The sequence below is a fragment of the Streptomyces sp. DSM 120436 genome (assembly GCF_055778765.1).
In genome coordinates this window covers 2,626,134-2,647,072 of record NZ_JBSKBS010000001.1, presented here as the reverse complement: position 1 = coordinate 2,647,072, position 20,939 = coordinate 2,626,134, and the positions used below count along the sequence as shown (strand labels likewise).

The 20,939-nt window shown below is 65.8% G+C and carries 12 protein-coding genes; all 12 read right to left on the bottom strand.

Translation table 11 applies throughout. The features are described from left to right. Window positions 1-444: 444 nt before the first annotated feature. The 12 genes from ACWH4W_RS12255 to dpdE all read right to left on the bottom strand — a co-directional run bounded on the left by ACWH4W_RS12255 (window position 445) and on the right by dpdE (window position 20,328). On the bottom strand, window positions 445-951 hold the full coding sequence (locus ACWH4W_RS12255) for a hypothetical protein (protein ID WP_473075778.1): 507 nt from the start codon (window positions 949-951) through the stop codon (window positions 445-447). Continuing rightward, window positions 951-1,592 (bottom strand): helix-turn-helix domain-containing protein, encoded by a 642-nt coding sequence (locus tag ACWH4W_RS12250; RefSeq protein WP_473075777.1) that lies wholly within the window; start codon window positions 1,590-1,592, stop codon window positions 951-953. The genes ACWH4W_RS12255 and ACWH4W_RS12250 overlap by 1 nt, the downstream gene beginning before the upstream one ends. Further along, on the bottom strand, window positions 1,579-2,040 hold the full coding sequence (locus ACWH4W_RS12245; RefSeq protein WP_473075776.1) for a hypothetical protein: 462 nt from the start codon (window positions 2,038-2,040) through the stop codon (window positions 1,579-1,581). Before ACWH4W_RS12245 ends, ACWH4W_RS12250 begins: the two co-directional genes overlap by 14 nt. A 676-nt stretch (window positions 2,041-2,716) precedes the next feature. Further along, complete coding sequence (gene dpdD, locus ACWH4W_RS12240) at window positions 2,717-4,534, bottom strand: protein DpdD (protein WP_473077480.1); 1,818 nt, start codon at window positions 4,532-4,534, stop codon at window positions 2,717-2,719. 264 nt (window positions 4,535-4,798) lie between these two features. Then, window positions 4,799-5,320 (bottom strand): phospholipase D-like domain-containing protein DpdK, encoded by a 522-nt coding sequence (dpdK, locus tag ACWH4W_RS12235; protein ID WP_473075775.1) that lies wholly within the window; start codon window positions 5,318-5,320, stop codon window positions 4,799-4,801. After that, window positions 5,317-9,831 carry a protein DpdJ gene (dpdJ, locus tag ACWH4W_RS12230; protein WP_473075774.1) on the bottom strand — a complete coding sequence of 1,505 codons (4,515 nt, stop codon included), beginning with the start codon at window positions 9,829-9,831 and terminating at the stop codon, window positions 5,317-5,319. The genes dpdK and dpdJ overlap by 4 nt, the downstream gene beginning before the upstream one ends. Then, complete coding sequence (locus tag ACWH4W_RS12225) at window positions 9,828-10,514, bottom strand: hypothetical protein (protein ID WP_473075773.1); 687 nt, start codon at window positions 10,512-10,514, stop codon at window positions 9,828-9,830. The genes dpdJ and ACWH4W_RS12225 overlap by 4 nt, the downstream gene beginning before the upstream one ends. Next, window positions 10,511-13,549: a protein DpdH gene (gene dpdH, locus ACWH4W_RS12220; protein ID WP_473075772.1), complete on the bottom strand. Its 3,039-nt coding sequence runs from the start codon at window positions 13,547-13,549 to the stop codon at window positions 10,511-10,513. The genes ACWH4W_RS12225 and dpdH overlap by 4 nt, the downstream gene beginning before the upstream one ends. Then, window positions 13,542-14,432: a protein DpdG gene (gene dpdG / locus ACWH4W_RS12215; RefSeq protein WP_473075771.1), complete on the bottom strand. Its 891-nt coding sequence runs from the start codon at window positions 14,430-14,432 to the stop codon at window positions 13,542-13,544. Before dpdG ends, dpdH begins: the two co-directional genes overlap by 8 nt. Continuing rightward, window positions 14,432-15,301, bottom strand: coding sequence for a hypothetical protein (locus ACWH4W_RS12210; RefSeq protein WP_473075770.1), 870 nt, complete (start codon window positions 15,299-15,301; stop codon window positions 14,432-14,434). The genes dpdG and ACWH4W_RS12210 overlap by 1 nt, the downstream gene beginning before the upstream one ends. Continuing rightward, on the bottom strand, window positions 15,249-17,027 hold the full coding sequence (gene dpdF / locus ACWH4W_RS12205; protein WP_473075769.1) for a protein DpdF: 1,779 nt from the start codon (window positions 17,025-17,027) through the stop codon (window positions 15,249-15,251). The genes ACWH4W_RS12210 and dpdF overlap by 53 nt, the downstream gene beginning before the upstream one ends. Beyond that, window positions 17,020-20,328, bottom strand: a complete 3,309-nt coding sequence (dpdE, locus tag ACWH4W_RS12200; RefSeq protein ID WP_473075768.1) for a protein DpdE — start codon at window positions 20,326-20,328, stop codon at window positions 17,020-17,022. The genes dpdF and dpdE overlap by 8 nt, the downstream gene beginning before the upstream one ends. Window positions 20,329-20,939 lie beyond the last annotated feature (611 nt).

Here is a 20,939-nt window from a genome sequence, read left to right as displayed (position 1 = left end):
CGGAGATGATCTGCGACACTAGAAGCACCATGCCCAAGCCGGGAGATCATGCATTGCCAAGGTCGCCGATTTGGCTGACACCAATAGGGACGCACGGCGCAGTCGGCCAAGCATGGCAGCTGAAAGTGGGTTGTGGAGCACAGGGGGCAGGCCGCCGCCACAGACGCTGGATGATCGACCTCATAAGGTTGAGAACAGCTGTCAAAGCCTTGGCCCATAATGGGCGCTGCCAGCTAGTGCCCAGCCTTGGCTCACCCAATGAGACTCGACCGGTGCTTCTTGCTCAGTTCCACAACAGGGGCTGCGACGCTCCGCGTTTCTTCTTCGATCGCGTGAGCCTCGAGGCAGTTGTCAAGAAGCCTAGACCCAGCCCCGTGACCTTACATCGGGCAGCGGCAATTCCTAGGGTGGTAATTCCCTTCGCCCCAAACCGAGCCGCCCACTCTACGTAACAACACCACTTTGCGCGTCATCAGACCCAGTCGTTTCTTCATCGAGCACAGTCCCGCGAAATCGCAGGACTTCAAGCATGAAGGCCGGGATTCCCATACGCGTTGACATCTGTTGAATAAATTCGCGCGCATACGGCCGGATGACGAGGCGGCCGGTAGAATTTGCGAAGTCTTCAAGTTCCTTCTCATCGGGATCCGCATCACGGTTCACGGAGAAGGCCGCCAAGAAGGACGCATCGATGAGCGCAATCCGGTCGCCATCCGTATTAAGCAGCTCCGCAGAATATTGATCCCGGCAGGCGATCAATCCTTCGGATCCGGATTCCTTGTTGCGCGTAAAGGTTCCCTCTGACTCGACTGAAACCCGTGCTGTGCCTGGATTGTAGTGGTTGGCCGGCCCTCGTTTTATGGATGCCTCCCCTAGGACAACTTCAACCAATGAGGAGGCATCAGCGATTAGCTCGCGAGCATCACCAGTTTGCGTGTCGTTCGCTGCCATCAGTTGGCCCCCACACCTCGGCCCTCAGGTGACTCCGCGGAAGCTTCGGCTGCGTCGCTTGCTACTTCCCTAGACTTCCTTGCAGCCAAGGAGGCAAGCCAGGACGGAGGTTCCAGCACATGCCAGTCCTTCGGGCTTTCCTGGTGCCCCTTAGGCGCAGCCCTGGTCACGGACGACGCCTCATCTGGCATCACTAGAAGGACCGAAAGCGCCGGTGCGACGACATCACCGTCGGTGACGCTGCAACGGGACACGGAGACCGACATACGCTCCACCCGGGGAGCGCTAGTCGCCTCAGAGTGATTCGCTCGCCTTGTGCGAACACGCCGCCGCGTGGCGGGCAAGGACTCACCGCCGTCCACAGGCTCGGCAGTCAAGCGGGGTTCGAAGCCCATCGCACGGAGGTACCGCGCCAGCGTAGAAATACGAACGTTCCCGTCGCTGTTCAAAACCTGAGATACCGCACCTTCCGAGACACCCAACAGTGCGGCAAGTTCTTTGCTTGATTTTCCTGAAACGGCCTTGGCTTGCTCCAGGCACGCAGCTACATTCTGCGCCAGAGTTGCCGCCGAGAGCTCCTGAGCCCCACGGGGGAAACTGGCGTAGCTGTCGATCAAGCTCTTTTCGCTACGGCTTGTCATGCTCTACGTCCTCCTCTCGCACCCGCAAAGCTAGATCGATCTCCTCCGGCGGGGCCTTCTGACCTTCTTTTGCCCAGCCATTAGTAAGCCGCAAGATGGGGTCCATCTCTGGATACCACCAATAGTCGTCATTCAGTTCAGGGTCGACGACTCTACGGTCTTCCACTCGATCCTTGGGTTCGTAGGTACCTTCTCCCAAAGTGTCAAAATACGCGACTCTGTGGTGACCGTGCTTTACCTCCCATATTCCGTCCTCAAGGAAGTTTACGGACCTTTGGTAAGGCGGGTAGCCAAACTCCCCTATATGCCTCAGATGCGCCAAAAACTTGGCAGCATTATGAATTTGCTCTTCGTCGGGCGGGTTCTGGAAGTACGGATCATCAACCCACTCACCGGCACACAGGTCCGCCCAGAACGTTGCCGCAGGTGAGGACCCATCCTCCCTCAAGGCGCACTCAATGCGATCATGGAATGACTCTGCGTTACCTTGCCAAACTACCCGCCTGCCTCCTTTAGTAAACACTAAAGCCCCCTTCCCCGTGAAGCCACCCAGAAAGATCCTCAATATGAGTTAGGGCTTTCCCCAGGTGAGAGGCGTGCAGACGGGCCAACAATCACTCGATCGGCTGGATGCACAGCGTGACCCTCCGCGTCAAGGGCCTCTGAGGTGCGTCCGATGACACACTCTTGCTGAGCAGCGTCATCCCTCGCCAGCACACCGCCCCCCCCCCAGTCGGCGGCAACCACCCCGCAAAACGAAGCTCGATCGTAGCGGTCAGCAGGACTGCTCGACAGGTGTTCGTGACAACCTTGTGGCTCTTGCTTGACGCGGCTGTTAGAGGCCAGCTAGGCCGCCGAGCGATCGGCGTTCCGCAACAGACAGCTCCGTCCTGGCAGCCGGCCCCCCGGCGTGCCCGTCCAAGTCCACTGCCGCATCAGACGTGGACCATTCGTGGACGAGTCGGCCGCAGCTGCTCAGTCACAGGTCCGGTGACCAGGCCAAACGCGTGCGACGGCATCGGCCTCCGGAGTCGAGCCCTTCCCCCGTCGACGCCACCCATGAAGGACCGTCCGGGGCGGCTGGCTCAGCTTTGTTGAAAGAGCCACACGACGCCAAGGGCCTCTCAGTTGCCGTGCACACTTCGGAGCAAGCCGTGTACTGCGGCGCGTAGTAGTGAGGCCGAGCCGCTGCCGTCGGCGTAGTCGATGACGGCTGTTTTGGCGTGCTGGGTGATGAAACCCGTCGCGGCGTGCTTGGCGCAGCGGGTGGCCAATACGACTACATCCGCTTGGCGGGCTTTTTGGCGTAGTTGCGGACTGCCCACGCTGTCATGGGCGAGGGCAATCTTGACTCCTGGGGCGATTTGGTGCAGCGCATCGCCAACCCGGTCCAGGACCCGCTGGTCAAGGGAGTACAGCAGCAGGTTGCGACCAGTCGCGTCCCGCAGACCGGTTGCGGTCTCCTGCGCCTGTCCCTCGCCAGGCTGGTCCTGCCAGTCCAGTTCGATGCCGAGTTCCGCGGATAGGCGCCGCGCCATGGCGAGATCGGCGGGATCCAGGCGCCCCTGGTGCACGCTGAGCGGCAGGAGCAACGCCAAGGCGAAGGATTCACGTGCATCGGGATCGGGGTGTGCCTCCATGACCAGTCGGTCGGCGAAGTCCAGCGCGATTGCGGCCCGCTCGGGGGCGACCCAGCGTTCGCACGTGTCGGCGAGTTCCCCCAGCAGTTGGCCGTAGACGGCGATGGATGGCCCGGATCGCAGCACGATCTCGGTCAGTGCCTGCACGGCCAGCAGGTCGCCCGGTCCGAGCCAGTCGTAGGCGAGCGCGCAGGTGATCAGAGCGCGGGCGCTGAGTGGTGCGGGCTGGTCGTAGCCGACGCTTTCGATGAAGGCACCCACGCAGCGCCAGACTTTTGCCTGGCCCTCATCGTGCAGTTCTTCCAGCAGGGCGGCGATGTTTCGGTCGTCCAGGGCTGGTGAGGGCCAGGCTGTCCAGACTTCCTGTTCCAGGATGTCGGTTAGGCCGGTGTAGCTGTCGGCTATCGCGTGAATCAGCTCCGTCCAAGAGGCGGGGACGTGCTCCGGCGTGTCCGACTCGACGGCTTGCGAGGAAGGCGAAGACGTTGGTGATTCCGCGTTTTTGGCTGCAGTGTCAGTCTGGTGGGTGGGTGCCTCCTGCTGCGGAGTGCTTTGCGGATCGGCGAGGAGCGCCGCGGCTTTTCTAAGAACGGGTGGTAGGACGTCGTGGGATGCGGTGTGCTCGATGGTGGTGAGTATGTTCTGGGTGCTCTGAGGATCTTCCCGGGTCACGGCGGCCAGCAGGAGGACCATGAGTGCCTCGATGGAGTAGGACTCCGCGCTGTCTTCGAAGGGAGCGAGGGCGAGAAGACCGCGGTCGCGTAGTGCGTGTTGCGCAGCCGGCAGGTCGCCGCGGTCTAGCGGTTCCTGCAGGTCCCAGGTGAAGGCAGCATTGAGCACCGCTGCTTTCACTGGCGTGGGGGGATCCTGGCGCAAGACATCGCTGAGGCCTGGGTAATCGAGTAGTTCTTGATCGAGGCCGAGTCGGGAGAGTCGCTTGATGTGAAGGTGGGCGAGGTTGGCAGCGGTGATGCCTCCTTGTCCGGCCAACTGGTCCAGGGCGGCTTGGGAGGCGGCTTGGCCACCGGCTGCGAGGGCTGCGTCGAACTCGGCCAGCAATCGCCCGGTGGGTTTTGCTGCCCGCCACAGTCGCGGGGGACGACGAGCCAAGGTGTGCTGCATGAGCAGGGCCACGTCGGTCAGTCTCTGGCGGTAGCGGCGGTGCGGGTGTGTTTCCAGTCGGAAGGTCGTCCATGCTCCAGCGAAGTCTTGCACCGCTGCTTCGACTGGGTCGTTGGGGTCCAGTGTGCTGGGGTGTACGCCGGCGCCGATGAGATAGGTCGGCCCGGCGAAGGCGGTGATGACGTTGCCGATGAGAGTCTGCGTGTGCCTCGTCGCGGGTGATGACGTAGATCGCGAAGCGGTCCTGGGCCTGCTGGTAGCGCGGCAGTACGACAGGGAGGTCGCTGCCGCTGCGGAGCAGGTCGACGAAGGGCCTGACCCGTTCGCCTTTCTGAGGGTCGGGATCCATATCTGGCCACGCGTCGTTGCCCGGGCCGAAGAAGCGCTGCAAAAAGGCTTCCAGATCCTGAGTGGTCCAAACGGAGGAAGCCTGGCGCGCGGCGATCACTGGTACTCCTTCCATCGCTGGGCGAGTTCCAGGCGTGCCTGGGCCGCGTCGCTGCCTCCCACCTTGTAGCTCACCGCCTCGTCGTTCTCCATCAGGCCGCGCACCGTGAAGTTCATGGACCCGGTGAGCAGCCAGTCCCGCCCGCAAATGGTCTTTTCGTGCACGGCGGGGTTCTGCACCACGCGCACGGCGTGCTGCGAGGTCAAGCGGCGCAGACGCCCGAGGAATTGTGCATTGTGCGGGTCCGGGCGGGTGACCACCGTTAGGGAGGCGCCGGCCGCCACGATCCGGGCGAGCAGGTCGGACAGAGAGCAGGAGCTGGGGGGATTGTCGTCGAACAGGTCGTCGTACGTTCCCTGGCTGTTGTCCAAGACCTTCACGTCACTGATCCACGGCGAGACCAGCCACATCACGGGCCCAGGGCATACAAGTTCCCCAATCAGTGCCGTCGCCAGGATTGCGTCGGCGCGCACGCCGGTGTGTCCCCCGGTGCGTATGGGGCGCTCGAGTCGACTCACTGTGTCGCCTCCCGGATGTCCACCCGCACGCGCCAGTGCTGGCCGTCACGGCTCATTCCTTGCATCTCTCCGTACAGGCGCAGGACGTCCCGGTCCACCGTCAAAGCCGGCACCCGGGCGATGGCGTCAGACAGGGCCGTCGCAGCGTTCGTGTCGGCTGTCAACTCCACTGCGGCATGCTGGGCTATCGCGGTTTGATAGCGCTGCTCCCAGCCCTCTTCGGTGACGTCGATGCGCGGCAGTTGCTCATCGTGCGCGGCGGCGGCCAGGAGGCGGTCCAGGACGGGAGGACGGTCGAGGTAGGGCTGGTAGTGCTGAAGGTGGTGGGTGCGGGCATCGCGGCCACGCGGCCACAGCAGGCTGAAGGCCTGGTCGGCCGACAGGCGCGGGCCAGGGCCGGTGGGCAGACGCCCGGAACCGACGGCGTAGGCAATAACGCGGGCGTCGACTTCCACGCCCAAGCGACGCTCCAGGGCCTGCCACCCCTCGATCAAAGCCAGCGCGCTGACGTCGGTGGTAGGGCTGCTGCCGGGACGGAGCAGTCGGGTGGACAACGCTGCCACGGCACTGTGCCGCGGCGGACCGTCGAGTCTGCTCCAAGCGTTGCGAAGATCGGTGAGCGCTTGGCTGGAGTCGGCAGCGGAAGTGTGGGCCCGCAGAACTGCCATGGCCCGTGCTGCGACTCCGGTCGGTTCGGCCGTCACGTGACGCAGGAGTCGGGTCACGGTGGTGTCGACGTACTCATAGTCGTTGGGGGTCAGAGCCGTCTCAACCAGACGCCAAAAACGCCGCGGGTCCTCGGCATAGTAGCGGGACAGTTGTTCGATCACACCTAGACCGCCGATGGAGGTTTCGCTCAGCCACACCACGGACGGATCCCCATCCGTGGCTGCGGAGACCACGTCCACGATCAAGTCGCCGTCCTGGGCGTCCGGGCAAGCGCGCAGCGCTGCGGCGAGAATGGCCGCGGCCACGGTATCTGTGTAGGCGCGCCGTGCGAGGTCGGCGCTGCGGATGGCAACGTCTGAAGCCACCAGCAATTGTCCGGCCCGGTCCAGGGCGTCGATGACAGCGGGCACGTCGCTGAGTTCGGTGAGCGTGGCGATGAGACGTTCGTTGCTGTGGGCGGGTTTGCCTGTGGGCTCGTCGCGGTAGAGCACGCTGAGGATTTCCGCCAGGTCGTTGCGCCAACTGCCGTCAGCAAGACTGGAGCGGATCGACGACGGGTCGGGAGCGTCGTCGCTCAGGCCGCGCAGAGAGAACGACGTCAGGTACACCAGCGCTAGCCAGCCGCGCTGGAACTGGTTGGTCACCTTCCCCAGCGCTGGATCGTCTGCCACCGCCTGGAAGTAGGCCATGGTGCGCCACTGGGGCGACGTGAGGTAGCGCGCGACCTCGGGATGCGTGGTGTCCAGTGGGGCGACGGTGAAGGAGGCTGCGTCCACGTTCAGCCGGAAGCCGAGCGCGGCCGGTTCTCCGTTGCGGGTGTAGCGCACGGTGCGGGCATCCGTGGTGCCTGCGTCGTAGCTCACCTCAAAGCGCGAGCCGGCAGTCATGCGGCGCACCTCAATCGGATTGCCTGCCGCGTGCAGGGCGAAGCCGACGGAGGTGATGCGGTGTTCCCACGACGAGGGGCGGGGAACGTCACCTGGCAGGGGCTGAGTGCCTGCATCGACAACGATCTGTGAGCCCCACAGAGGAAATCCCTGTGACCGATCGGCGACCTCCTTGGGAGGCTCGCTGAGCTGCAGACGATGCGGGCGCAGTACGACCAGACCTGCCGGGTCCTGCCCCGGGGGGAACCAGCGGCCTTCGAGCGTCGGGCCTGGTACAAGGCTGTCGTCCAGTTCCAGGGTGTCCTGGCCGATTGGAGGGATGGGGAGCCAGGTGCGGTGGTCGTCACGCTGGTAGCCGTAGCGGCGGCTAACCCTGCCGGGTACGGCTTCCCTCAGAGCCCTGGCGATCGGCAGCAGTTCGTCGCTGCTGTCCTGCTCGGCGCTGCTGGCGGTAGTGCGCGAAGCGAAGGGAAGGATCAGCCCGACCTCAGGCACGTTGAGCGGATCGAACAGCGTCCGTGTCACGAACTCCGGAAGCATGGCACGGGGCTCGGCGCCGGGATCCTTCTCCTGGAGGGTCTGCCAGTTGTTCCTCAGCCGGCGTACAGCGGTGGGAACCACGCTGAGCAACAAAGAGCGCGGCTCCTCCCAGAGCAAGGCTTGCACTTCGTCAGCGGTCAACTGCAGCGCCGCTCTGAGATGGCGCGCCAGATCGTCCTGGAGAGCAGGAGTGGTCAAGAGGCTCTCCAACACCTGCGCCAAGTCCTGGCGGGCCGCTTTGTTCTTATCGTCGCCCTTTGCTGCCTTTGGTGCGGTCAACAGCGTCCTGGGGTCAGCCCACGGATGGTGAAAGCGCAGTTTGCGTCCTGCCCAGTCCAGCAGCGACTGCGTTCCTTGAATCTTGATGACGAAGCGGTTGTTGACCGGAAGGTGACGTGCTGGCACTTCCGGCTGGAACAGCGTCTCGTAGGCCTGGTAGGCCAGCCGGTCCCGGCCGTAGTCGGACAGAGTGATCACCGTGACGGGGCGCATGGCGCGCAGACGCCCGGCCCGGCCGCGTCGCTGGATGAAGGCCGCCGCGTCGTGGGGAGCCTTGTGCTGCAGTACCAACCCAACGCGCGGGTCGTTGAAACCGACTTCGAGCGAGGCGGTCGCCACCGTCAGATTTGCCTGCAGATCCACTCCGACGTCCTGGGAGGACGTGCGCGCTATCCGCAGCGCATGGTGACCAGCCCCCGGCGCGAGGACGTGGCCGATCTTTTCCATCAGGTCCCACGATTGGCCGTCGCGGTAACGGGTTTGGTGATGGGCGCGTGCTGAAGCGCGCAACGCGGCCAGGGCTGGTTTCCGACCCGGTTGACCGTAGCGGTTCTGTCCTCCCTCAGCGTCCCGCAGGTCGTCGTAGAAGCGGTTGGTGACATCCAGGTCGTCGGTAAACAAAAACCCGGTAGACCCGTACAGTGCGGCGTCTTCTTCCGGGTCAAGCATGCGTCCAAAGAGCATGGCGGCTTGGATGGAGGTCGACAGCAGACTGCTGCCGGCGATCGGATCGCCGCGCAACGCAAGCGCGTACTCGCGCCCCTCCTCATCCATGCTGTCGTCGGCGGGTTGGATGTACTCGACGTGGCTGTCGCGCAGTCCCACCAGGCGAGCGAAGAACGTACCGGCGTCACGCAGGGTGGCGCTTAGACCGACGAAAGCGACCGGCTTGCGGACGGCCTGCTGCCAGCGGCGCAGCAACAAAGCGGTCTGGGCTCCGTGAATCCCGGAGTAGGTGTGCACCTCATCAAGCAGGACCAGGGACGGGACCGCGCCTCCCTGCCAGCCCAGCAGTCGGCTAAGCCCGCCTCCGGCACTGTTCAGGTTGAGCATTTCGGTCGTGGTGAAAAGCAGGTCAGGGGGCGCGTCTTGCTGGGATTGACGGGTCAGAGCAAGGCTGCCCTCCGGAATGCTGGCCCGGCAGGCAAGGCAGACCAGTCGCTCCCTATTGCCGCGACGGTCAAGATCACGCCAGAGGAGTTCGCCCCGCTCACACGCAGGACAGGCCAAGTAAGGGCAGACGGCACCCTCTCGAGTCCGTTTCCAGGCAGTGCGGCCGCTTGCGCCAGGCTTGAGCCGGTCGTCCTCATGGTCGTAGGGCGTGTCTCCGTAAAGGGCCCCTAGTCGAAATGGCCGGCGCCCGGAGCCCTGCAGGGTGGGCTCCAGCGAGCGGGCAGTGCTCAGCGCCTCCCGCAACTGATCGCGCAGCAATTCCTTGCGCGGATACAGCGCCAGCGTGTGCAGGCGGAAGCTATTCGATCGAGCACGCTCGGCCATGGCAGCGAAAGCCGGCAGGTAGAAAGACAGCGTCTTGCCGCTACCGGTGCCAGCCCCCACGATCACACCGCTGGGGTGCGGACGTTGCAGCGCACTGGTCACCGCCGCGGTGGCGTCGACCTGAAAGCGGGCTAGGTTACGGGGCCCGATGTGGGCCTGGGCCACGAGGTGCTGAAGGCGGCCCCAGCCAGCCAGAGTGGCGAGTTCCTTCAACGCGGTCGCCGCGGGGATATTGCGCTGGGGATAACGGCGCGGCGCGGTGTGCAGGCGGTAGTCGGCCACGAGTCGCTTACCGCTCTGCCACCACTGCGCCGCCTCATCGCGGGCCTGCCAGGGGAAGAGTTGCCGCAACTGCGTTGCCAGACGGACGGTTTCGGCCAGTCGCGTGCGATATTGCGGGGGCGAGGTGTCCGGCACCTTGAACAGCCAGGCACGATCGCGGATTTCATACATCAGCTCTTCGCTCGATATGCCTGCCACCTCCCGCGGGGCGTCGGGCAGGCAGAGATCGATGACCTCGAGGACTTCACTCTCGGTCAGGGCGCCATCGGTGATGCCCCAGGAGACAAGGGGCAACTCGCGGTCCTCGAGCGCGTTGAGGACGTGGTTGTAGAAACGGGCACGGGACGGTGTGATCACGTGCGCCTCCTGCGGACTTCCAGGTCGGCGTCGAGATCGACACGACGCAGCAGCGCGATCTCCTCGTCCGTGATGTCGCTGAGCAGCAGGGCGGTGCCGGAGGCCAGGCGGTCCAGGAGCATCTGCAGTCCTTCCGGCGGCGGTGGCGCGCTGTCGAGCAACTCAGCCAGTTCGGCGTGTGCGTTGGCGAACAGAGTGATCACGGCTGCGTCGACGTCGGCGCGAGCAGTCTTGGTGAGGTCCTGGTGCAGTGCTTTGGCCCGTGCCTGGTCCTGCAGGGAGAGCATGGCCTGCCGCGCCATCTGCAAGGCCGCCAGTTGGGCTTGCGTCCACTGCCGCCATGCTTCCTGGCTGTCATGGGCTATGCGATCGGCGACCTTTTGCACAGCTGTCGAGGCCCTGGTGAAGGCCGCGTTGGGAGGCAGTCCGCCCTCACACTGGCGGGTGAACGCTGCTAGACCCGTGTCGAGCCCGGAGAGGTCGATGTCGCCAGCTGCCGGCTGGGCCATCAAGGAGCGGGCGATGCGAAGGCGTCGCTGCAGGGCCATCAACTGGTTGTGCAGGACGCTGATGCGTTCGCTGATGCGCCGGGCCTCCTCCTCTCCCTTCTCTCCCTCGTTGAGTCGGCGTGCCTCCGCCTGCAGGCGCTCGGCCTTTTGCAAGACGGACAGGGGTGCGCTCATCGGTCCTCCTCCGGTGCGCTCAGCGACCGCCACTCGGTCAAAAGTTCCTGGACACCCCTGGCCGCCTCATCGCCATGGGAGTTGGTGCGGGATGCAGCGTGCTCCAAAGCGGTGGTCAGCCACGCATCGCTGGCCTGCAGCAGGGCACGGACCACCTGGGGGGCGACCCCTCGGTCACGCACTGCCGCCGTGATGCGCGCCGCGTCGGAAGCCTCCGGTTCCTCCGCCCGCAGGAGATCGTCCTCGAGTTGGTTCAGGATCTTCCAGTCGACGTCCTGCGCCCGCGACAGAAGGTCGGTGATACCCGTCCGCGTGGCCCGGGGCACCGGGATGCTGGCGTCCTCGGCCGCAAGGAGTGCATCGCGCACGGCGGCCAGAACTTGCTGCCCGGTTGTGCCCCGCGGATGGTGTCGGCGTATGTCGTCCAACTGCCGGCGCAGTGACGCATTCTGCGCCTTCACCAGGTCCGTCCAGTTGGCGAAGGACTTGACGGCCTTCTTCACCCACTCCGGTACGTCCGATCCTGTCACCTGCCAGTCCCACTGTGCTGTCGCTCGGCGCAGCAGCGGCAGCGCCCTCGCGGCGTCGATCAGTCGGGGCTTCCCGTCACCTTGGGCCACGCCCAAGGCGTCGCGGAGCCGCTCGACGAGGGGGGGCCTGTGCTGAAGGTGGCTCTCCAGGGTCCGACTCCACGCCTCATCGCGCGATGCGGCGTCCTCACGCGCCCAGGAGCGCCCGTCGGCGAATGCGGCGGCAAGCAGTTCGGCCTCGTCCATGCCGGGCCACGCCAGCCCGGCCAGAGCGGCGCCGATCAGGGCTGCGCGCAGTCCGAGGACCAAGTCGTCATCGGTGATCTGCAGGTTCTTCTGCAGCGCGGTGGTCAGCGACGCTGTGTAGCGGTCGGATTCTGTGCTCAGCCTGCGTACATGTTCGGCTCGCTCGGCGGGCTGGCCGTTCTTCAGCAGCAGCACGCTCTGCAGGTAACGGCTGTTGCGCGCCGTTCGCTTGAACCGGATCGGCGCTGCGTCGGCGCCCTGCACGTTCTCCGTTGCGCCTTCGATCGAGACCACACGGGCATTGGAAGGCCAGGCTGAGCGGATCGTCGCCTGTGACTGTTCCCGCATCAAAGGATTGACCCAGCGATAGCGCTGCGCGACGGCGGTGGCGATGACGGTGCGCAACTCGCTGGCCACGGCCTGCTGCAGTACGTGTTCTCGCCTGAGCCAGTCCTCCACCGCATTGATCTTGGCCTGCAGAGAGGGAAGGAGTTTGCCCGTGGTGAAGGGATTTGTTTTGGTCGTCTGCTTGACCGGCTCCGTCGCCTGCACCTTGACCGGCTGCCGGGGAATTGCGCTGGCCCCGGAGAAGGTATGGGCTTCCAGGGCAAAGGCCTCTAGGACTGCCGACGGCAGCGCGCCGGCGTGGTCGGGGGCTCCGCCCCAGAACTCCAGGACGATCTTCCGGCGGTCGGCGTCGAGAGGGTCCTCTGCCTCTACGACTTCCTGCACGCCGGTAGAGAGCGGCTCGTCGATGTCCGCAGTGGGGAACTGCGTGCGGAAACGGGCGTCGGGGAAGGTGCCTTCTTTGAGTGCGCTGGCATGCTCGACCAGGACAGGACGGATCACGCTGCCGAGCACGGTGCGCGGGACGAACGCATAGGGGTCGTTGCGCGGAGCCGTCGCGTGGATGGCGCGGACCAGGGCGGACGGATTGAACGGATACAGGCCGAAGCCCTCGGAGGTGGCCCCGAACTGCTCATGACATCGGGAGACCAGTGCGCAGGTCTCACAGGGATTGGGCACCTGCCGCTCGCCCGCGTTCTCCAGGGCCTCCCGCCCGACCCGGGCGGCGTTGAGATAACGTCCGACGAAAGAGGTGATCTCGGACTCGCCCCGGTCGTCCCTGGTGAAGGGGACGTTGAGATTGTAGACGTAGCCGGCGGTCGCCCGCACACGGGTGAGTGCGGTCTCCGGAAGGTCGCTGAAGTAGCCCGTGGTGACCGCCATGAGGGTGCGGATAGGGGCCAGGGTGGTGCTGCCGAAGCGGTTGGCGGCCTCGATGACCGCATCAAGGAGATCTCTCTGCACGCCTTGGATCAGCGCGAAGTCCTCGACGAGCAGGATGATCTCTTTGCCCTTGCGGGCATACTCGCGCCGCACCTGCAGCATGGCGTCCTGCAGGCGACCGGCCCCCAGGCTCGCCACCCGTTTGACAGCTGCTTCCAGGTGCTGGTTCAGCAGGTCGACAGCGGCCTGCTGCAGTTGTGTGTTGCCGGAGATCGCATTGATCAGCTTGATCGTGACCTGGGCGGCGCGGTGGAGATCCAGCAGGTCGGTGGGGAGATCTTCCATGGTGAACGCCATCGGGCGGTCGGGCTCACCGTCTGCGCGGTCCCGCAGCAGTTGTTCCGCCAGTCGGGGAATGAATTTCCCCTGTCCGAGCATGAAGGCGCTCACGTGGGGGTCTTGCAGGACGACCGTCAAGCCGCGGGGACCGGCAAGCGGACGGGCGTGCTGCGGTACGTCACGGGCCGTCGTGGCGGCCAGGGCCTCGCTGAGGGCATTCACCAGGCGCCTACTCAAAGTGACCGCGTCCACACCTTCGGTGAACCGGTGGATGTCGGCGCGCAACTGAGCCAGCGCACCACTGTCTGCGTCGACGAGGAGGGCGTCGATCACAGCGCGCAGGCTGGTCTTGGCCTTCTCCAGATAGATGATCTTGTACTTGTCCGAGGCGGGCAGGTTCTCGCGCACCCAGCGCACCAGGTGCGACTTTCCGGTCCCGGAGTCACCGACGACCGGCAAGAGGAGCGCGCCGGTGTCGGACTGCAGCGACAGGAAGTCCTTCAGCACGGTCTTCTCGTCAATGAGGGGGCCGTCGGAGACGATGGCACGCCCGTCCAGGCCGGCCCGGCGAATGCGCAACGGCGCATGCGTGGCCAGGAAGACCGCACGAGAGGGACTGACCGCCTCGGTATTGATCGTCGCGGCCGCAGTTTCGGGCGTCCAGCACAGGAAGCCGCGGAAGTCAGCCATGCTGGTCCTCCGAGATGACGATGTCGGACACGTAGTGCGACGGACGGTCGGGGTCATGAAGGGTCAAGACGCGCTGCGCGTCGGCGTCCTGCTGCAGGACGAGCCACCCCTCGTCTTCGCCTCGCAGCAGGGCGTAGGACAAGGCCGGCCCTGCTGACTGCGCGCCCGGGTCGGGGATGCCCAGGGCGTTGGCGTAGTCCCCACCCGGCAGGACCGGCAGGGCACTGCGCAGGGTTCGGGCAGCGTCGACGGCGTTGACTCGTTCCCCGACAGCCCACAGCCTTTGCACCGACTGCTTGACGGCTGCTGTGCAGTCCGGAAGCAGGGGGCCCTTTCCGCTGCTTGACAGCAACGGGGCAGCAGCCAGGCCCAGGGCCGGCGCCCAGTGCACGAAACGGTTCCAGCGCGTGTCGTTTCGCGACGCAGTCCCCGCTTCAGGGTTGAGGTCGATGGACTGCTCGCGTTGGGCGATCTCCCAGGTGGCCGGCTCGTCGAGAGGATCCCGGGAAAGAAACCACACGAGAATTCGGGTGAGGTCGCGCGAACCGGTCTGTCCTGCGTCGTCGGCCAGACCGGCATTGAGTTCACCGGCCAAGACAGCCTGGCGCAGGGCACAACTGAAGGAGGGGAAGTCCGTGCCGTCGAGGTCGCTGGCGTGTCCGGCGAGCGAGAGTCGGCCTTCGTCAACGGCGACCATCTGCAACTCGCGCAGGCTGCGCAGGGCTTGGTCGAAGGTCTTGTTCTCCTTGCCCTCGGTCAGGGAGGGGGGAGCCAGAAGAGCCCGCGCGCGATCCGTCGGCAGCGGCTTTCGCTCTGCGGCAAGAAGACGAACGACGGCCCACATGAAAGGTGGGATCGAAGATTCCGCAAGCAACAGGGCCACTAGAACGACTCCAAGGCAGTACGCACCCACAAATGGGCGCGGTGGATTGCAACAAGTGGGGTGTCAGGGCGATCCGGGTGCGCCAAAGACCGTGGATGCAGCAGGTACGTTACATCCTGGGAATCGAACCGCATTGCCAGATCGTCTCCCATGTGGGAGGCGGAAGAGTCGAGCAGCCAGACCATCGGGTTGGTGTAGCGGCCCAGGAGGTCCTCGTCCCTGTCCAGGATGAGGGGGCGGGGGCGCACGTCGCGTTGCAGTCGTCGAGTGGCGAGGCGGGCAAGTCCCGGACCGCCGACCACCGACATTCCCCGCACGGCCAGCCGCTCGAGCAGTTCGGGCACCAGGTCGGTGAACTCCTGCTCGGTTTCCCAGTAGATGGAAAGGCACGGCAGGTCACCGCGGAACCGCATCAGGGGGTCCTCGCGTCGGCTCGGCCACGACGGCACGGCAGGCCAGGGCTCGACCGCGAGTCGGTAGTAGCCCTCCGGGGCGGTCCGCGGCGGGCCCTGCTTACGGCAGGGCGGGCACCCGCGGCAGGTGACTCCCGTGGTCAGAACACCTCCGCGGTAGGGCACGCGGTAGTGGTCAGCCAGTGCCTCGCCCCAGCAGCGGTCGCTGCGCAAAATCCTTCGCAGCCGGCCGGCGGCGTCACGTTGGTCGTTGATGATGAGCCGGCGGACGTCGTTGAAACGCTGCAGGAAGTAGGCGCGGTCGTTAGTCTGCCCATCCGCAAGGAAGATGTCGAACTGTTTCCCCAGGGACGTGTAGAACGCGTCGAGGCGCCCTTGCCAGGCCGCGTCGGTTTCCTTCTCGCTACGCTGTGGCGGTTCGGGGATGGTCACCTTGATGAGGCCGGCTCTGACCATGAAGTTGAGGATGCGTTCGTTCCAGCTTGCGGTGCCGGCCGAAACCTTCGGGCATGTCGGCAGGCAGGGCCTCGAGGCTGAGCCGGTGGGCGCCGCTGTCGGTGGGAGTGCGCCCCACCCACATGGCCCGCCACCGGGCCCAGGCACGCTCGGCCGTCAATTGCGGGCTGCGGTTGAGGCTTTCGGCCAGCGCCTCGTCCCCGGGAGCGGTGGCCATGTAGGCGATGCAGGGATGTCCGTCTCGCCCGGCGCGGCCGACCTCCTGGTAGTAGCGGTCCGCGGTCTCCGGGAGGCAGGCGTGGACCACGGTACGCACGTCGGCAAGGTCAACTCCCAGGCCGAAGGCCGAGGTGCCCACGACCACGTCGAAGCGCGTGGGCTCAGGCCCGTCGGGGGTCGAGCCCGCCCAGCCTTCGAGAGCCTGCCGCCGCTGGTCGTCAGTGGACTTTCCGGTGACCTGGGTGACGCGGCGGAAGCCGGCCTTGCGGAGCCGTTCAGCCCAGTCGGCAGCGTCCTTGACCCGAGTGGTGTAGAGCGCCAAGGGCCGAGGCAGCATGGCGACTGCGTCGATGACGGCTTCGTTCCGGCTCTGCTCGTCGGGGCAGGTGTCGACGTAGTAGCTGGGCTCGTGCCGCAGTTGAGAGGCCCACACCACCTGGGCCTGCCCTTCCTCGGCGAACAACTGCTCCAGAAGGCTGACCTGCTGGTGGGTGAGGGTGGCGCTCATCGCCACCGTCACCGGCGCCTGGTCCTGGGGGGCCTTGCGCAGCCAGGTACGCCGGTGGCTGGCCATCGTCTGAAATTCGGGCCGAAAGCCGGTGCCCCACTGCTCGACCAGGTGTGCCTCGTCGATGACGAAGTACTGCAGCAGTCCGGCTTCGGCGGCGTCCTCCAGGGGCTTCTTCAGCGCCGTCACCACCGCTTCGGGGGAGGCGAATAGCAGGCGTTGGCGACCGGTGCGGACGTCGTCGCATATCTGCCGCTTGACCTCCTCCGGCATGCCGCCGGTGTAGGCATAACGGCCGGTCGGGCTCCCTCTGCCCTGCCGTTCAAGGGTGACCTGCGTTCTAGCCTCCATGTCCAGGGCAAGAACGACCGTGGGGACGACCACGATGGACACTCCCCCGCGGGCACCGGCCAACAGGGCCGAGGCCTGGGCCACCGCGGTCTTGCCGTGTCCGGTGGGCAGACACACGATCGTCGTGCTGCCGGCAGGAGCCAGGGCAACAGCTCGCGCGGCTTGTTGCTGCCCGACGGAGACGTACTCGGTGTAGCCGAGGGCCTCTGCCCAATAGGGGTCGGCCGGCCGGGGTTCGAGGTGTCGCCGATGCGGTGAGTCCACCCCGAGATAGATCTGCTTCAGGTCCTCCCGGGCGCTTTCTTGTGCTTCGGGCGTCAACTCCCGCGGGTGCCACGGCAAGGCGAAGACCCGCAATCCCCGTGTGGTCGGCAGTGTCCGGCACGCCATCTGTTCCCACTGTTCGCGGCTGGGCAACGCGGGATCCAGGGGAACCTCCAGTCCAGCGTTGTTTCCCCGGACGGCAACCTCCAGCAGTACCTGCCGGGTGAGGGCTGCGATGTCGCGCCAGCCGACCGCGTCTGCGCGATGAGCGGCCCGGTCGGCCAAGGCGTCTTCCAGTCGCCGCAGGGTGCCGGTGGCCGTCGTCGTCGGCACCTGGGGCCAGGCCGTAAACAGTTCCTGGGCGTGCGCCCACAGATCACCCATCGCGCTTCACCGTCCGGTATCCCCCGCGCACGATGCAGGTGGCGGCGACCACGCGTATCGAAGGGCGGCTCAGTGCCTCCGTCAGATCCCGTCCCACGGCCACGTCCAGCAGGTAGCTTTCGGTGTCGCCCAGCAGGTGGCCGGCCGCACTGCGTGCCTGCGCCTGCGCGGTCGCGATCGCGAGTTGCTGCCGTGCCTGCTCCTGCGCCTTAGCGCACTTGCTCATCAGGTCGGTTGCCTGGACGAGGTGGGCACGGGCCACCTGCTCGGCTGCTTCTGCTGCCTGTCGGTATTCCTGCCAGCCTCCGAACACGGCGACCAGTTCGCCGTGGTTCTTGACGTTGTAGTTCTGATCTCCTCGCCTGCCATAGGGAGCATCCAGCCAGGCGCAGGCCTTCGGGTCAGTCAGAGCGATACGGTGCCCGGCAGGCACCCACACCTTGCGGGTGAACGGGGGAAGCAGGCGGTCAGCCTGGCGTCGCAGGGCTCGCCCGGCCTCGGGCACGTCGGCGACACGCCGCAGAGCGGCACTGATGTCGGCTTCCACGAGGTACTCGAGCCCGAAGTAGGCTTCATCTCCTGTACGACAGGTGGGGTCAAAGCGTCGGAAGGCCGTCGCCTGACCGCGTTCGTCGGCGAAGACGATGTCGGCGAGCATGTCCACGAACGGGTTGCCCGAGCGGAAGAGTCGGGTTCCCGGGGCGCGCAGAGCGGTGGAGCGGTTGAAGACACCCTGGGCCATGTGGGGATGAATACGTTCGGCGACTGCTTTATAGCGTCGTGGGTCGATCAGCGGATGCGAGGAGGCAACGTCGAACCGGTCGCGCTGGTGGCCGGCGACGGTGCGTGTGTCATGCCGAAAGCGCAGGCCGCCACTGCTGTCATCGGCGTAGTGCACCAGGCTCTCACGCAGGCGGCGCCAGTCCTGCTCCAGGCGATCGAGCGCGCTCGTGGTCTGACGGGCCTGTTCCGACGTCTCGTGTATGGACTCCAGCATGTCCATGGTGTCGATGTCCCGCTTGGCCTGGCGCAGTTCCTCGCGCACGCTGGGCGCCAGGGTCGTCAGCCCCGCGGGGCCTTCGTCGAGGGCCTGGCGCCACACGCGGGTCAGCCCTTCGGCGATGGTGTCCTGCAGGGTCGAGACGGACGCGGTAAACAGGTCGTATCCCTCGTGGAGCAGGCTGGCCCAGGCCCCACAGAACGCCTCGTTCCCTTCGCCATCGCCGATGCGGAACTGCTGCGCCGGTCGGTTCTGCCGCAGCGATTCCACTCCCCGGTACCGATCGACCCGTCCGATCCGCTGTTCCAGGCGGTTAGGGGACCACGGCAGCCGCACGTGTACCACCACGTCTGCAACCTGCAGGTTCAACCCGTCCTCAGCCGAGGCGTCAGCGACGAGCACCTGGCACAGGGCGGCGTTCTGCAAAGTACGCCAGGTCTGCACGACCTGCTCGCAGGCGTCCGCGCTGGTGGCTGTGGCGTGCAGACCCACGACGGCGTCGGGGGCCTGGGCACTGAGCGCCGCCGCGACCTGGGCCGCCAAGGTTCCCGGGCCGCAGAAGATCACCGTCCTGGTTCCGGGACGCACGACGGGCAGCAATGCTTTGGCCAGGGCCGTGGGTGCGGCGGTGCGAGGCAAGTCAGCGCGCTGCTTGCTGTAGGTCTCCCCCAGTTTTCTTTCCCGGGAAAGGGTTGCCGGTGCCGCAAGCAGGAGTCGCTCCTGCTCGGTCAGTCCGGCTCGGTCGGCGGCTTGTCGATCGCCGTGTGTGCGCCAACGCAGCGCGCACAGCAGGTCTTCCATCAGGCCGCCGGCCCGAGAGGCAAGCACCGCCAGCGCCATGGCGTAGGCCGAGTGCTGAGTGTCGTCGGCCGCGGTGTCTACCAAGTGGTCGGCGATCAGCGTGCGCCACTCCAGCAGCAGCGCCTGACCGAGGTAGTGCTCGCCAAAATCCACCGCGAGCAGACGCGGACGGGTGCGTCCTCTCACTTCATAAGGCACAAGCTCCGTCTCTTCGTCGTCGCGCAGCACGGAGGCGCGGCGGTGGCGGATGACCCGTCGGTGTAGGCGATAGGTCTCGCTGAGATGAGCCCTCAAAGCCTCGACCCGCAGGACCAATTCTGGGGCCTGATCCTCGTTTGCCAACTCGTCATCGTCGTTGAGGAGAGCCAGCACATCGGTGGCCAATGCCTCAAAGCGCTCGTCGGACGGCAGGAGTTCCCGCAGGCTATCGATGGTCATCGGCAGCAGCGTGGGGAAATAGGCGTCCAACTGAAACACGCCGTCGGCAAGGTCCTTACGCCGCTGGTAGCGCTCCTCGAAGGAGGCGCGGTCGTCCCAGCGGTACAGCTTCTCGTCCAGCAGATGCAGCAGACCCAGGTGAGTGACGTAGTGAGAGGTCACCGGGGTGGCCGACAGCAGCAGGAGGCGCGTGGCCGTGTGCGCAATGCCGCACAGCTCACGGTAGGGCGATTGCGTCGGCTCCGTGATGTCGTGGACGAGGAGGTGGGCCTCATCGACAACAAGCAGGTCGGCGTCGCGATAGCCCGCCCACTTGTGCGGCGTGTCGTGCGCGGTGAAGGTGATGCGCGCCTCGGGAAAGTCATCGATGAAGAACCTCTCGAGCATTTCGCCACGCCACTGCCTCACCAAGGACGCTGGTGCCATGACGACAACACGCGCGTGAGGGTTGTCGATCAGAGTCTGACGAATGACGTAGCCGGCCTGGATGGTCTTTCCGAGCCCGACCTCGTCGGCCAGCAAGTAGCGTTGCACCGGGTCGGACAGGACGGTCAAAGCGGCCTGCACCTGGTGGGGGTAGATCTCCGCCGCAGAAGACAGCAACGCGGGGATGCTTCCACTGGCCCCACGCTGAGCAATGAGGCTGTGCAGCATGGGCAAGCGGGCATCGTGGAAGTAACCGGACTCGTTCCCGCCGGCTCCCAGGGTCGCGACCGGATTCTTTACGGGCCGGTCCCAGCGCACGTGCAACTCCGCCGCTCGAACCGGCAGGTGCACGTCCGGATGGTTGGGGAACTGCACATAATACACACCGGGGTCACTCCCCCGCACCCGGCCCACGATCCACACGCCGGTGCTGGGATCACGCCGGTAGACACGGGTCTCCTCCGGCAAAGACACCGGCGTGCACAAGCGCGCAGCGATGCGTTGCGTGTGGGCAACGGGCTCCGCTATCGACTCGAAGTAGTCAACCTGGACACTCTCCCCCTCAACTGCTGCGACTCGACCCACCCCCGGAGAACCGGCAAAGCGGACAAAATCCCCCACCCTCAGCCTTGACATTGCAACTTCCTTCACAAGGCGTTCACATCCAGCCGGTTGAAGCGTAAACCGCACCACCGACAATCGCCGGGTAGGTGCCCGCTCCACGGCGATCACCAGGTAACGAAGTCCCCGATCGCCTGCTGGAAGCTCGCGCCTCCCCTCCCACCGTCGCCCTCCCCAGACGACTTGCACCAGCCCACTACCCCCCGAACCCCCTCCCGGGCGCAGAGGGCGAGCCCGCGATAACAATGATCTTCAACTTTCATAATGCATGCAGTTGGTCCGGTCAATGCAGTACACGTGAGCGAGTGCGCAAACTTCGAGGCAACTAGCGCAGGAGTCGATGCGGTGCACGCTGGGGTGTCGCTCAAGCGGGGCGAGAAGTCCCCTGCTGGTGCCGCCGCGTTTCAGGTGGGCAAGGGGCAGTGGGTGCGGGCGGCGCCCAGGACCAACACACGTTCGGGCGGGATCCTGCCCGTCGCCGGGTCCCCATCCGCCGGGGCATGCCTGGGATGAGGCCACGAGAGTCGATCGGGCAGCCATACCAGGGGATGGCGGACAGCGGTGCACCGCAGAGCGGCTGGCCTGTGAAGTGGGCCGCTGTCCTACCGGTGCAAAAGCACCCGCGT

Bases quoted from the DNA above. Each gene is read 5' to 3' on its own strand.
- ACWH4W_RS12255 (WP_473075778.1), bottom strand. From the start codon at position 951: ATGGCAGCGAACGACACGCAAACTGGTGATGCTCGCGAGCTAATCGCT.
- dpdE (WP_473075768.1), bottom strand. From the start codon at position 20,328: ATGTCAAGGCTGAGGGTGGGGGATTTTGTCCGCTTTGCCGGTTCTCCG.
- ACWH4W_RS12225 (WP_473075773.1), bottom strand. From the start codon at position 10,514: ATGAGCGCACCCCTGTCCGTCTTGCAAAAGGCCGAGCGCCTGCAGGCG.
- ACWH4W_RS12250 (WP_473075777.1), bottom strand. From the start codon at position 1,592: ATGACAAGCCGTAGCGAAAAGAGCTTGATCGACAGCTACGCCAGTTTC.
- dpdF (WP_473075769.1), bottom strand. From the start codon at position 17,027: ATGGGTGATCTGTGGGCGCACGCCCAGGAACTGTTTACGGCCTGGCCC.
- ACWH4W_RS12210 (WP_473075770.1), bottom strand. From the start codon at position 15,301: ATGGTCAGAGCCGGCCTCATCAAGGTGACCATCCCCGAACCGCCACAG.
- dpdH (WP_473075772.1), bottom strand. From the start codon at position 13,549: ATGGCTGACTTCCGCGGCTTCCTGTGCTGGACGCCCGAAACTGCGGCC.